12 protein-coding genes are annotated in these 12,692 nt (G+C 65.7%); 8 read left to right on the forward strand and 4 right to left on the reverse strand.

The features are described 5' to 3' along the window. Position 1 precedes the first annotated feature (1 nt). The 7 genes from ACIBG0_RS04545 to ilvD all read left to right on the forward strand — a co-directional run bounded on the left by ACIBG0_RS04545 (position 2) and on the right by ilvD (position 6,585). Complete coding sequence (locus ACIBG0_RS04545; protein WP_397029165.1) at positions 2-1,405, forward strand: nucleotidyltransferase family protein; 1,404 nt, start codon at positions 2-4, stop codon at positions 1,403-1,405. Further along, positions 1,402-2,124, forward strand: a complete 723-nt coding sequence (locus ACIBG0_RS04550) for an HAD family hydrolase (RefSeq protein ID WP_397029167.1) — start codon at positions 1,402-1,404, stop codon at positions 2,122-2,124. The genes ACIBG0_RS04545 and ACIBG0_RS04550 overlap by 4 nt, the downstream gene beginning before the upstream one ends. Further along, entirely contained in the window at positions 2,109-3,041 is a 933-nt protein-coding gene (locus ACIBG0_RS04555; protein WP_397029169.1) for a diacylglycerol/lipid kinase family protein, read from the forward strand. The genes ACIBG0_RS04550 and ACIBG0_RS04555 overlap by 16 nt, the downstream gene beginning before the upstream one ends. After that, positions 3,038-3,814 (forward strand): SDR family NAD(P)-dependent oxidoreductase, encoded by a 777-nt coding sequence (locus tag ACIBG0_RS04560; protein ID WP_397029171.1) that lies wholly within the window; start codon positions 3,038-3,040, stop codon positions 3,812-3,814. The genes ACIBG0_RS04555 and ACIBG0_RS04560 overlap by 4 nt, the downstream gene beginning before the upstream one ends. Before the next feature lie 164 nt (positions 3,815-3,978). Continuing rightward, positions 3,979-4,452, forward strand: coding sequence for an HAD-IIIC family phosphatase (locus ACIBG0_RS04565; RefSeq protein ID WP_397029173.1), 474 nt, complete (start codon positions 3,979-3,981; stop codon positions 4,450-4,452). A gap of 26 nt (positions 4,453-4,478) precedes the next feature. Beyond that, entirely contained in the window at positions 4,479-4,742 is a 264-nt protein-coding gene (locus ACIBG0_RS04570; RefSeq protein ID WP_397029175.1) for a hypothetical protein, read from the forward strand. Positions 4,743-4,878: 136 nt separating this feature from the next. Further along, positions 4,879-6,585 carry a dihydroxy-acid dehydratase gene (gene ilvD, locus ACIBG0_RS04575; RefSeq protein WP_397029176.1) on the forward strand — a complete coding sequence of 569 codons (1,707 nt, stop codon included), beginning with the start codon at positions 4,879-4,881 and terminating at the stop codon, positions 6,583-6,585. Positions 6,586-6,660: 75 nt separating this feature from the next. Here ilvD and ACIBG0_RS04580 read toward each other — a convergent pair whose 3' ends face one another. Further along, entirely contained in the window at positions 6,661-7,545 is an 885-nt protein-coding gene (locus ACIBG0_RS04580) for a sigma-70 family RNA polymerase sigma factor (RefSeq protein ID WP_397029178.1), read from the reverse strand. A 102-nt stretch (positions 7,546-7,647) separates the two neighbouring features. On the opposite strand from ACIBG0_RS04580, the gene ACIBG0_RS04585 reads away from it, so the two are divergent. Beyond that, positions 7,648-7,995 (forward strand): DoxX family protein, encoded by a 348-nt coding sequence (locus ACIBG0_RS04585; protein ID WP_397029180.1) that lies wholly within the window; start codon positions 7,648-7,650, stop codon positions 7,993-7,995. A gap of 507 nt (positions 7,996-8,502) precedes the next feature. Here the strand turns inward: ACIBG0_RS04585 and ACIBG0_RS04590 are convergent. The 3 genes from ACIBG0_RS04590 to ACIBG0_RS04600 form a co-directional block, all read right to left on the reverse strand. After that, complete coding sequence (locus tag ACIBG0_RS04590; protein ID WP_397029182.1) at positions 8,503-10,101, reverse strand: GMC family oxidoreductase; 1,599 nt, start codon at positions 10,099-10,101, stop codon at positions 8,503-8,505. Positions 10,102-10,205: 104 nt separating this feature from the next. Further along, on the reverse strand, positions 10,206-11,567 hold the full coding sequence (locus ACIBG0_RS04595) for an NtaA/DmoA family FMN-dependent monooxygenase (RefSeq protein ID WP_397029183.1): 1,362 nt from the start codon (positions 11,565-11,567) through the stop codon (positions 10,206-10,208). Then, complete coding sequence (locus tag ACIBG0_RS04600) at positions 11,567-12,634, reverse strand: LLM class flavin-dependent oxidoreductase (RefSeq protein ID WP_397029185.1); 1,068 nt, start codon at positions 12,632-12,634, stop codon at positions 11,567-11,569. The genes ACIBG0_RS04595 and ACIBG0_RS04600 overlap by 1 nt, the downstream gene beginning before the upstream one ends. Between the last annotated feature and the right edge of the window lie 58 nt (positions 12,635-12,692).

Here is a 12,692-nt window from a genome sequence, read left to right on the forward strand (position 1 = left end):
TATGAACGGAACCGAAATCGCCGCGGGCGGCACGGCTTCCGAACGCCTGCTGGTGCACGCCGCACTGGCCGATCCGAGCCAGGATGAGCGCGCCGCATTGGCGAAGCTCGCACATGAGATCACGGACTGGGCCGAAGTTTTCGAACTCGCCGAACTCAATGCGACTGTCCCGCTGGTACAACGCCGGTTGGCATCCGAGCAGCTCTACGAACGCGTTCCGGGGCTGGTGCGCGCACATTTCGCCAGCGTGACCGATCACATTGCCGCCGTGAACGAGCGACGCCTGGCCGGTGCCCGCGAACTGTTGCGCCGCTTCGACGAACGCGGTGTGCGGTGCGTGGTGCTCAAGGGCATGTTGTTCGCTGCGCAGATCTACCACGACCCGCGCTACAAGCGCATGAACGATCTGGACATCCTCGTCGAACTCGATCAGGTCGACACGGTTATCGAGATCTACCGTGAGCTGGGTCTTTTCGCCACCTCCGAACTGCTCGGCAAGGCGCCGAAGGTCCGCGCCGAACGCTCACACCACCTGCCGTCGTTCGTCTCCCGCGACGGATCGCTCGTCGTCGGCACGCACTGGGGCCTGATCACCCCGTTGGCCCCGTACACCGTCGACTACACCGCCATCTGGAAGCGCGTGCGGCGCATCGACTTCTACGGTGTGCCCGCTTGGGCGATGTCGCACGAGGACAATCTGCACCACCTCGGTATCCACCTGCCCTACTACAAGACCGGTGTGCGCGAACTCGCCGACATCTGGAACCTGGCTCGCTATGCCGATGACCTCGACTACGACCTGCTGGCCGGTGAAATCGCCAAGGCGGGCAGCGAAAACCTGATGTACCACGCCCTTTCGCTGGCCGATCGACTCGTTCCGGTACCGGAGTTCGCGGCATTGACCGGCTGGATCGCGCCGAAGGTCAACCGCTTCACCCGCTACGACACCGCGCGCAAGACCGCCGATATCCATGCCCTGCTGCGCAGCCGCTCCACCTACACCTCACGCATCGAAAAGGCCTATACCGAATTCAACATGACCGCAGTCGCGAGCGAGAAGCGCGACCGCTTCGGTCGCCTGTGGTCGGATCTGCTGCTGGTGCCCGGCGTGGAGGCGCGCAAGATGAGTTCGCTGCGCGACCCTGCGCCGCTATCGGATCTCGGCGCGCGAATCTCGGCACCCTACCGGCTGACACGTGTGTTCCAGCGCGATCTGGGCCGCTGGCTGTTTCCGGCGGCTCTGGCCAAGACCGTCTTCGATCTCGGTGCCGCATACGGTTCGGAGCTGGCAAGCCGAGCCGGAATCGGCGCGAGCGCGACCGCGCGTCCCGGCATCGACGAATACGCGGCACAGCTGGGCCTGACCCGAGCCGATCTACAAGCGGTACTGGACAGCCAGGAATGAACCGCACAGTGCTGTGGGACCTGGACGGCACCTTGGTGCGGTTGCATCGACGTCGACTCAAGGCGCTGATGCCGCTGGCGGCCGCGCAGGCATTTCGCGAGTTGGCCCCACCGCATCGGTTCCTGCGTGTGCTGTCGGGCGTGCTGAAGCAGGTGCGGGCCAACGACACCGAGCACACCAACACCGAGTTCATGGTCCGATTGCTCGCCGAGCGGTTGGACCTTGCACCCGATGAGGTGGCGAGGCAATTGAAGAGCCTGGCGGAAACGGGTTTTCCGCGCCTGCGTCGTTGTTTTCCGCCGGAGCCGGCGGCACTGGATACCGTGACCCGGCTCCGAGTAGCGGGCACGGTACAAGTAGTCGCGACCAACCCGCTGTGGCCGGACAGCACGGTCGCCACCCGGCTCGGCTGGGGCGGCTACGACCCGTCCGCGTTCGCCTACCGGACCAGCGGTGAAAATATGCGCCGCTCGAAACCGCGCATCGAGTTCTATCGAGAACTCCTCGACCGGCTCGGCGCGGAGCCGGGGGAGTGCGTGATGATCGGCAACGACCCGGCCAACGATGCACCGGCGGCGCGAATCGGGATCCCCGTCTTCTTGGTGAATGTGCCGAAATTGTCTGTCCCACAGGAATATTCGAAGCTCGTACATATAGGGGATTGGCCTCGGCTGCGCGAGTGGCTGGGTATCGAGGAGAAATCATGCTCGTCGTCCTGAATCCGCAGTCCAATGCCGGGAAGGCGCTGCGGAGGTGGCGTCCGGTAGAAGACGTGCTGCGCGAACGGAATAACGATCTGACCGTCGAAATGCCCAGTGACGCGGAACAAGCAACCAAACTGGTGCAGGCGAGCCTCGAGTCGGATCCACCCGAGGTGATCGTCGCGGCGGGCGGCGACGGCATGGTCAACCTGGTAGTCAACGCGATCATGGACCCGGCGACCGACCGACCGCGGCATGGGGCGGACGCGATCGCGCTGGGCGCGATCGGCCTCGGCAGTTCCAACGACTTCCATAAACCAGGGCGAACCAGCATCGCCGACGTTCCGGTCCGGCTCGGCGCACCCGAACTCGTCGATGTCGGCAAGGCTACCCTGCTCCTCCCGGACGGCACCCGAACGGTCCGCTACTTCCTACTCAATGCGAGCATGGGACTCGTTGCGGCAGGAAATCATTCGTTCAATCAAGCGCACGGGCTGATCGGCTGGCTGAAATCCCGCAATGTCGAGGCGGCCATAATCGCCACCGCACTGAGCAATATCGCCACTCACAAGTCACTTGCCGTCTCCCTGCGCGGATCCGACTGGGTACACACCGCGCCGATCACAAATGTCGGTGTGCTCAAGAGCGTCCACTTCGCCGGTGGTATGTACTACGACACGCCGGTAACCGGCGCGGATGGCATGTTCGATGTGAATATCTGGAAAGCCGCTGGACGGGCACGCATTCTAGGCCTCATCGCCGGTCTCTACCGCGGCAAGTTCAGGGGTTCCGCGCTGGCCACCTGCCGTCGCGACACCGCGGTGGAACTGCGACCTGCCGCACCCGCGCCGCTCGAATTGGATGGTGAGATCACGATTGTCGAATCGGCGCGGTTAGAGGTGCTGCCGCGCGTGTTGCGGGTGTGTGCGCGGTGAGCGTTGTCCTGGTGACCGGCGCCGCCAACGGCATGGGCGCGGCGACCGTCGAATACCTTGCGCGCGTCGGCTATACGGTCGAGGGCAGCGACAAGATCGCGCGGGATGGTGTGAGCGCGGTCGATGTTCGCGACACCGAGGCGGTGCGGAGCTGGGTGAAATCCGCGCACGCCCGACACGGCCGCATCGATGCCGTTGTCACCTTCGCCGCCTACGGCATTGTCGGTTCGGTGGAGGAGACCGATCCGGACGAGGCCGCCGCGCTCATCGATACCAATGTGATCGGCACCCACCGCGTGCTGCGCGAAGTGCTGCCGGTCATGCGGGCGCAGGGCCACGGACGGGTGATCGTGGTGAGTTCCGGTGCGGGGGCCATCGCCGAACCCTATGGTGGCTGGTACTCGGCGACCAAGGCAGCCATCGAACGTCTCGGCGAGGCGATGCGGATGGAGACCGCCGGTTTCGGCATTCACGTCTCGGTGCTCGCGCCCGGATGGACGGTCACCCCGATCATCGATTCGGCTGCGCGCGTTGTCGATCCGATCGAGGCATACACGGCCGATCGGACTTCGGTATTGGCGCGCGTCACCGGATATCTGGAGCACGGGCAATCCGCCGAGACGGTAGCCAGGAAGGTGCGGGCAATCCTGGAAGCACCCGAACCTCGCCAAATCTACCTGTGCGGCAGCGACGTTCGGCTCTCGTTCTGGACCCGACGATTCACGCCCGCTCGGGTCTATGAACGGCTCGTTCGCCGCTACTACGGCTTTTGACAGGAGCATTCGCGGGGGTGTCGGTAGTATCACCTCGGCCGTACGGGCTCCCCGGAAAGCGGGGGCTTGTCGGCACGTGCCGTTCGCTGGATGGTTTTGGCAGTAGCCCATCTGCCGACGACACGGCAGGAAAGGCAACAATGAGCAACCGATAGGGGCAGGCGATGGCACCGGCTCTGAGATGTCTGGTCTGGGAATTGGACAACACGCTGTGGGATGGTGTCGTCTGCGACGCCACCAGCGGCGCACCACGCCCCGCCGCCCTGCGCACGCTACTGAAGCTCAACGAGCGCGGCATCTGGCACGCGGTAGCCAGCCGCAGCGACCGCGACCTCACTCTCAAAAAGCTCTATCGACACGGGCTCTATGACATGTTCTCGGCCATCGAGATCGGCTGGGGCCGCAAATCCGCGTCGCTATTGCGGATCGCACACACTCTGGGCCTGGAACTGGACACCATCGGCTTCATCGATGCCGAACCGGTGGAACGAGCCGAGGTCACCCGAGCACTCCCGCGCGTGCGCTGCTACGCCGCCCGCAACGCCGACGTACTACCCGCCCTCCCCGACTTCCGCCCCGTCCTCCGCACGGGCCCATCCCCCACCCCACCCATGGGATTCGCCAGCATCAGGGGGTAACCGCGAGCGAGCGGGATCAAGATCAGGTGGACTCTGTCGCGGCATCGGTCGGCGTCCAGGAATCGACACTCCGAGTGGCCGTCGCCGAGGTGGTCCCAGCTCATCGACGCGGCACCGCCTACGGTGTTTTCGCCGCCGGATCGGGCTCGGCCGCCTTCGCAGGATCTGCCCTGTTAGCGCTCCTCTACACGCCTTCCCTGGCAGCGGTGGTCAGCGTCACCGCCGCGATACAACTGATGGCACGGCTCGTCTTCGTCTGCGGATACCTTCGCTTGGGCGATCATCGTTGATCGTCGAGACGCTGGCTCTCCCGGGCGCGAGTGGCCGAGGTCTATCGGGACGTCGAGCCTGCTGGGCGCGGTCGAATTCCATGCCGATCGGCGTGGTCGGCAGCGGGTCGGGACACCGGCGGGGAATGATGTGACCATGGCGAATGATCCGAAGGGTCCCGATATCAAGCCGCGCAGTCGCGATGTCACCGATGGTCTGGAGAAGACGGCCGCGCGCGGCATGCTCCGGGCGGTGGGCATGGACGACGGCGACTGGGGCAAGTCACAGATCGGTGTGGCCTCCTCGTGGAATGAGATCACGCCGTGCAATCTGTCGCTGGACCGGCTCGCCAAGGCCTGCAAGGAGGGAGTGTTCGCGGGCGGCGGGTATCCGATGGAATTCGGGACCATTTCGGTCTCCGACGGCATTTCCATGGGACATGAGGGCATGCATTTCTCGCTGGTATCGCGGGAGGTGATCGCCGACAGTGTGGAAACCGTGATGCAGGCCGAGCGGCTCGACGGTTCGGTGCTGTTGGCCGGATGCGATAAATCCTTGCCAGGCATGCTGATGGCGGCGGCGCGGCTGAACCTGGCGAGTGTGTTCCTGTACGCGGGCTCGATCCTGCCCGGTATCGCGAAACTCAGCGATGGTACCGAGCGCGAAGTGACGATTATCGATGCGTTCGAGGCGGTCGGCGCCTGCTCGCGCGGTCTGATGAGTCGCGAGGATGTGGATGCCATCGAACGGGCGATCTGTCCGGGTGAGGGCGCCTGCGGCGGCATGTACACCGCCAACACCATGGCCAGCGCGGCCGAGGCATTGGGTATGTCGCTGCCCGGCAGTGCGGCACCGCCCGCGACCGATCGACGTCGCGACGGCTACGCGCGGCGCAGCGGTGAGGCGGTGGTGGAACTGCTGCGGCGGGGAATCACGACGGCCGACATTCTCACCAAGGAAGCCTTCGAGAACGCGATCGCGGTGGTGATGGCCTTCGGCGGCTCCACCAATGCCGTACTGCATCTGCTGGCGATCGCCCACGACGCGAAAGTCGATCTGTCACTCGAGGATTTCGCGCGCATCGGCCGCCGGGTACCGCACCTCGCCGATGTGAAACCCTTCGGGCGTCATGTGATGACCGATGTGGACCGGATCGGCGGCGTGCCGGTGATGATGAAGGCGCTGCTGGATGCGGGGCTGCTGCACGGTGACTGCCTGACCGTCACCGGAGGCACGGTCGCGGAAAACCTCGCCACCATCGCCCCGCCCGATCCTGACGGAAAGGTGGTGCGGGCCATGGCATCTCCCATCCACCCGACCGGCGGCATCACTATCCTCGCCGGATCGCTCGCGCCCGGCGGCGCGGTGGTCAAGTCAGCGGGCTTCGATTCCGACGTATTCACCGGTACAGCAAGGGTTTTCGACGGTGAACGGGCCGCGATGGACGCGCTGGAAGACGGCACGATCACCGCGGGCGATGTGGTGGTCATCCGGTACGAGGGGCCCAAGGGCGGTCCCGGTATGCGGGAGATGCTCGCGATCACCGCGGCCATCAAGGGCGCGGGCCTCGGTAAAGACGTGCTGCTGCTCACCGACGGACGCTTCTCCGGCGGCACCACCGGTCTCTGCGTGGGCCACGTCGCCCCCGAGGCGGTCGATGCCGGGCCGATCGCCTTCGTCCACGATGGCGACCAGATCCGCCTCGACGTCGCCGCAGGCACCCTCGACCTTCTCATCGACCCGGAAGAACTCGACCGCCGTCGTGAAGGTTGGAAACCATTGCCTCCGCGCTACACCCGCGGCGTGCTGGCCAAATACTCGAAGTTGGTCGGCTCGGCTTCCTACGGTGCAGTCTGCGACTGAAGTGGAGTCATCAGCTGCCGATGCCGGTTGATCCGATCGACGGCCTAGGCGAGTTATAACTGAACCTCCTCTGGCTCATGGCAATTGCGGGAGCACGGCAAGGTCGAGTTGCCGCAGTCGGGCTGGGTCGGCGATCACCTCGTAGCCCGCGATTCGATCGTCTTGGACCGTAACCGCGAGCGCGAGAAGCAGTTTGCCGCGCGGCGCGACAATGATGCCGACCGCGCCATCGACCAGCGCGAGTGCGGCGACCTGGGAGCGGCGGCCCAGGATGACGGTCTCGCGGGCCACCGCCTGCGCACCCCGCACGACCGGGGCCATGCCCGAGGGGAGTGCGGCCGGTTCGGCCGTACGCACCACATCGGGTGCCAAGACGGCGAGCAGTGCGTCGAGATCACCACTGCGGGCGGCAGCGAGGAAGGCATCGACAACATGCCGCTGCCGCGCGAGTTCGGCGGTGGATGCGGTCGCATCGCCGTGCGCCCGCACGCGGGCTCGACTGGCGAGCTTCTTGGTGGCGGCGCTGGTACGTCCGACGATCGGCGCGATCTGATCGAAGGGTACGGCGAACATATCGTGCAGCACGAACGCCACTCGCTCATCGGGACCGAGTGTATCCAGCACCACCAGTAGCGCGCGCCCGACCGAATCGATCAGTACCGCTTCGCTTTCCGGATCGCGGTCAGAGGCGGTATCGCCGAGTTCGGCGAGCCGATCGATCGGATCCTCGCGTCGGGTGGTGCGCGAGCGCAGCATATCGAGGCAGATTCGGGAGACCACCGTGGTCAACCACCCCGCGAGATTCTCGACACCGCTCATGTCGGAGCGATCCAGCCGCAGCCACGCCTCCTGCACCGCATCCTCGGCTTCACTCGCCGATCCGAGCATCCGGTAGGCCACCGCGTGCAGGTGATCGCGGTGCGTCTCGAATCGTCGCGCCAACAGTTCCTGTGCGTGCATCGGTCACCTTTCGCGGTCGGCATCCGTCACGTGAATAGGCGATCGGGTGCCCATCCTACGATCGCAGACCCGCAGAACCGAGATACCCGGAGGGTAGTTCCCATGTCTGTCGCATATGTCGTCGTCACCATCCTCGCCGCCGTAGCCGCCTGCGGCGCCGCCGGCTTCGATATCGTCAAGGCCGATCAGGTGCGCGAAACCATGCGCGGCTACGGCCTCCCGCAATGGACTCTCAACCCGCTGGCCATCCTGAAAGCGCTCGGCGGCCTCGGCCTCCTGATCGGCCTTGCTTTCCCGCCCCTCGGGCTCACCGCCGCCCTCTGCCTGGTCCTGTACTTCCTCGGCGCGGAAATCACGATCATCCGAGCCAAGTGGTACGCCGACCTCGCTTATCCCTTGCCATACCTGATCCTGTCCGCAGCTTCCCTCGCCCTGTTCGCCTACGCCTGACTCGGCAGTGCCCCAGATCAACCCCGCTGCGCCGTCGGATGCGGTCGCCGACGAGTGAGCCGCCTGACGGGGATACGGCGTGCTCGTCGTCGCTGGTGCCGCTGCGCCGCTGGGTGCGTGCTGTCCGGCACCGCAGCGCTCCCGGGCGACGTCGCGCGGGAGCGCTGCGGCGCCGCTCTCCGGCTGGTGCCATCGTCCTGCCAGGTGTATCGCACCGCCTTTCGGCGGAGACCCCAGCTGGTTCGCCTCGACGACCCGAGCCGCCCCGCCGTCGCAACAATTGGCCGGGCGGGGCGCTTCGACACTCGGTGCGGTGCAGCATGTTATGCACGCACGCATGTACTGCGCTATTGCACCGCATGCCATTTCGAGCGCGATTTGCGGCACGGACCCGCGGGACCATTGACCACTTTGCCGCCCCGGCACATTCCGCCGCCGCGGCGAGTCCGGCGGACCCGACCGGCAACAAACCAGCGCCCATCGAGCACCGTCGCCAACGGCAGCGCACTAACCGCGCAGAATGAACTGAGCCGCCTGCTCACCGATGAACACGCTCGGCGCATGTGTATGCCCGCGGATCAGCAACGGCATCACCGACGCGTCCGCAACGCGGAGTCCGTGCACTCCACGCACTTCCAGTCGCGGCGTGACGACACTGCTCGCGTCGGTGCCCATTCGGCAGGTGCCAACCGGGTGGTACAGCGTGTGCGAGTAGCCGTTCAGTGTCAACTCCATCGCGCCCTCGAGATCGGCTGGAGCCTGCGGCGGATAGATCAGCGGTCCGAGTACCGCCTTCAGCGCCGGAGCGGCGGCCAGTTCGGCGCATACGCGCAGACCGGACATGATCGCCGTTCGGTCCGCACCGCCGCTATCGGAGAGATAGCGCGGGTCGATGACCGGTTTGGCGGTGGGATCGGCCGAACCCAGCGAAATCCGTCCACGACTGTGCGGCCGCAACAACACCGTCGCCAACACGACCCCGTGTTCGGTCGGATCCTCGAGACCCTCGTAGAAGAATGGCGCGGGCGCGAAAATCAGCTCGAGATCCGGCAATTCGAGATCGGACCGGCTGCGAATGAAGCCATAGGCCTCACCGACATTGGAGGTGAGCATGCCGCGGTGCCGGATCAGGTAATCGAGCAGCTGACGCGGCTTCTCCGCGTCGAACAGCGAATCGGATTCGACGCCGTAGCCGAGCGCCGCCACCAAATGGTCCTGCAGATTCGCGCCCACCTCGGGCGCATGGTGCACAAGCGGAATGTGATGACGCGATAGCTCGTCCTCATCGCCGACACCCGAGAGCATGAGCAACTGCGGGCTATTGATCGCACCGCCGCAGAGGATCACCTCGCGCCGGGCGGCCACCGTCTGCGTGACGCCGTCCTTGCGATACTCCACACCGGTAGCGCGCGGTCGTCCTTCCGGCGAGGTTTCGAAGATGATCCGCGACGCGAGCGCCTCGGCGAATACGGTGAGATTCGGACGGCGCATCGCTGGCTTCAAATACGCATCGGCCGTACTCCACCGCCTGCCACCGCGCTGGGTGACCATGGTCTCGCTGAACCCCTCCGGCTGCGGCCGGTTCGGCGGCTCCACCGCGAATCCGGATTCCTCGACCGCGGCCAGATACGCCGCAGTGAGCGCGCGCGGACTGCGCTGCCGCGAAATATGCAGCGGCCCGGTGGTGCCCTCATCCGGATACTGGGCATCCTCGACGGTCTCGATCTTGCGGAACTGCTCGACCGCCGCCGAGAACCCCCACTCGTCCCCGGCCAGCAACGCCCACTCGTCATAGTCGGCCCGGAAGCCACGCACCCACATCATCGCGTTCATCGATGATGATCCGCCGAACATTTTGCCACGCGGCCAGTAGATCTGCCGATTCTTCAGCTCGGGCTGCGGTTCGGTGAGGTAATCCCAGTCGACCTCCGCGCGGAACAGCTTGGCGAACGCCGCCGGAATATGGGCGAACTTGTTCTTATCCGGCGGTCCGGCCTCGAGCACCACCACCGAAATATTCGGATCGGCGCTGAGCCGGTTGGCCAGGACCGCACCGGCCGATCCGGAGCCGACGATCACATAATCCGCGCTAACCCCTGCTTGCACTGTCCCACTCCGATCTGCACTGCGTATGGCAAACATACGAGTAAGACGCGGTTTCGGGTTCGGTTCCTGGCAAACCGGCTATCTTTGGCGGATCGGACGCGTTGTCAGCGCCTGGTCGACGGCGGTCGCAGGCCGAGATGTTCGCGCAGGGTGGTGCCGGTGTACTCGGTGCGGTACGAGCCGCGCTCCTGCAATTCCGGAATAAGCCAGTCGACGATCTCGTCGAGTCCGGTGGGCACCAGATACGGCGAGATATTGAACCCGTGGGTCGCGCCGTGGCGGACCCAGCGGGTCAGTTCGTCGGCGACTCGGCTCGGTGTCCCGGCGAATCCGGACCGCTGTGAGGTCTCGATGGCGACTTGGCGCAGCGAGAGATTCTTGGCCTCGGCCAGCGCCCGCCACTCCCGCGCGATCGCCACTGGATCCTGACCGTCGCGCTGGGCGCCACGCGCACCCGAAATCACTCGGGGCTGCGGATCATCCGCGGGTAGCGGACCATCCGGATCCAGATCCGACAGGTCACGACCCCACACCTGCCCGACCAGGGACAGCGCGGTCTGACCGGTGAATTGGCCCTCCAGCACCCAGCGCGCCTTCTCCTCGACCTCGGATTCCCGCTCAGCCAGAACGATCTGGGTGCCGGGCAGGATCTTGATGTCATCGGCCGGTCGGCCCGCATGTTCCAGGCGTGTCCGAATATCGTTCGCGAATGCGAGCGCGGCCTCGAAATATGTTCCGTGCCTGGAGAAGATGACCTCGGCATGGGCCGCCGCGAAATCACGGCCCGCGGGTGAATCACCGGCCTGGAAGATCACCGGATGCCCCTGGGCGCTTCGTGGCAGCGTCGGTGTGATCGAGACTTGGAAGTGCTCGTTGTCGCGGGTCACCAGCCGAACCGAATCCGGTGCGGCCCAGTGGGTATCGTGGCGCGAGGTCGCGATCGCATTATCGGACCAGGCATCCCAGATCTCGCGGGCCGTGCGAATGAATTCGCCCGCGCGCTCGTAGCGTTGCGCGTGGTCGAGGAAGCCGCCGCGGCGGAAATTCGCACCGGTCCAGGCATTGTCGGTGGTGACCGCATTCCAGCCCGCGCGTCCACCGGACAGCAGATCCAGACCCGCGAGCCGGCGGGCGAGATCGGCGGGCTCGTTGTAGGTGGTGTTCTGGGTGGCGACCAGACCGATCCGGCTGGTGATCCCGGCCAGCGCCGCGAGCTGGGCAATGGCATCGGGACGCCCGGCGATATCGGTATCGAGCAGCTGTCCGTTCTGCTCGCGCAGGCGCAGGCCCTCACCGAGGAAGAACGCGTCGAACAGTCCGCGCTCGGCGGTGGTGACGATATGCCGGAAGGTTTCGAAGTCGATCTGTGAGCCGCTGCTCGGATCCGACCAGATGGTGCTGTGGTTGACGCCCTGGAAGAAGACGCCGAAATGGACATGTGCGTCGGGAAACGGAACCTCGGACATCAGTGCTGATCCTTCGCATAACGGTTGATCGGCCGCTCCAGGCCGAGATTGGCGCGCAGCGTCGAACCCGGCACCGGACGGTGGGTCACACCAGCGCGGATGAGTGCGGGCAGGACGTAGCGCGCCAGCGCCGGAAGGTCTTCGTCGATGACGGCCGGATGCAGGCGCACACCGTCGAGGTGGTGAGCGAGTTCGGTGATGAGACGTACGAGTTCGGCGGGGGAGCCCGTGAACGTCAGGCGCTGGGTGCGATTCGGGGTTGCGTATTTATCCAGTTCGGCGAGTCGTTCGGCGGCCGTCGCATCCGGAGTGTCCAGGGCGACATCGAGTTCGGCGAATACCAGTGCGCCGGTGGCCCGCGCGCGATCGGCGGCGGCGAGCGTCTGGGCGAGATCACCTGCGGTTACCAGGATGACGTCGGCATCGCCCGTGTCGTGCGCGAAGACGACCACCTGCCCCTGCGGCGGCCGAGGCACGATCGCCGGACCCTTCACCGAAAACGTTTCGCCGCTGAAGTCGATGTAGTGCAGCTTGTCTCGATCCAGGAACCGTCCCGCCGCGTAGTCGCGCACCACGGCATCGTCTTCCCACGAATCCCACAGCCGCCGCGCGACCTCGATCGAATCCCGTTGTTCGCGTGCGAGTTCCGCTTCGGTAGTGCGCGGCGGTCGTCCCCAGGCAGTGGCGGCCGCGGGATCGGCCGTCGCGATCCACCCGCCACGGCCACGCGAGGCGTAATCGAGCGTGGCCAGTTGTGACGAGGTGTGGAACGGCTCCGCGTAGGTGGTCGCGACCGTGGCGACAAGTCCGATGGTGCTGGTAGTCGCCGCGACGAACGAAGCCCGCGTCACGCCGTCGATTCGCCCGGCCGGATGCGGCGAGGGTGGCAGGATCGAATCGTCGAAGGTGGCTAGTGTGAAACCGGCATTCTCGGCCGCGCTCACTCGTTTGCGCAACGTAGTGCCGGTGAGCAACTGGTCGGGCGCATGTGCGGCCCGCCGCCACGCGGCCGGGTGGTATCCCTCGCCATCCAATTCGATGCCCACCGCGAAGACTTTTCCGCTCATTGGTATGACGATCGTCAAACTTGTCCGGCACCGCCATGATTTGCGTCGTGATGATCCG

It is taken from the genome of Nocardia sp. NPDC050630 (assembly GCF_044457245.1).
In the GTDB taxonomy this organism is placed as follows: domain Bacteria; phylum Actinomycetota; class Actinomycetes; order Mycobacteriales; family Mycobacteriaceae; genus Nocardia.

Excerpts from the sequence above, each read along its gene's own strand:
- ACIBG0_RS04545 (WP_397029165.1), top strand. The coding sequence starts at position 2 with ATGAACGGAACCGAAATCGCCGCGGGCGGCACGGCTTCCGAACGCCTG.
- ACIBG0_RS04555 (WP_397029169.1), top strand. The coding sequence starts at position 2,109 with ATGCTCGTCGTCCTGAATCCGCAGTCCAATGCCGGGAAGGCGCTGCGG.
- ACIBG0_RS04585 (WP_397029180.1), top strand. The coding sequence starts at position 7,648 with ATGTCTGTCGCATATGTCGTCGTCACCATCCTCGCCGCCGTAGCCGCC.
- ACIBG0_RS04580 (WP_397029178.1), bottom strand. The coding sequence starts at position 7,545 with ATGCACGCACAGGAACTGTTGGCGCGACGATTCGAGACGCACCGCGAT.
- ACIBG0_RS04595 (WP_397029183.1), bottom strand. The coding sequence starts at position 11,567 with ATGTCCGAGGTTCCGTTTCCCGACGCACATGTCCATTTCGGCGTCTTC.
- ACIBG0_RS04550 (WP_397029167.1), top strand. The coding sequence starts at position 1,402 with ATGAACCGCACAGTGCTGTGGGACCTGGACGGCACCTTGGTGCGGTTG.
- ilvD (WP_397029176.1), top strand. The coding sequence starts at position 4,879 with ATGGCGAATGATCCGAAGGGTCCCGATATCAAGCCGCGCAGTCGCGAT.
- ACIBG0_RS04565 (WP_397029173.1), top strand. The coding sequence starts at position 3,979 with ATGGCACCGGCTCTGAGATGTCTGGTCTGGGAATTGGACAACACGCTG.
- ACIBG0_RS04600 (WP_397029185.1), bottom strand. The coding sequence starts at position 12,634 with ATGAGCGGAAAAGTCTTCGCGGTGGGCATCGAATTGGATGGCGAGGGA.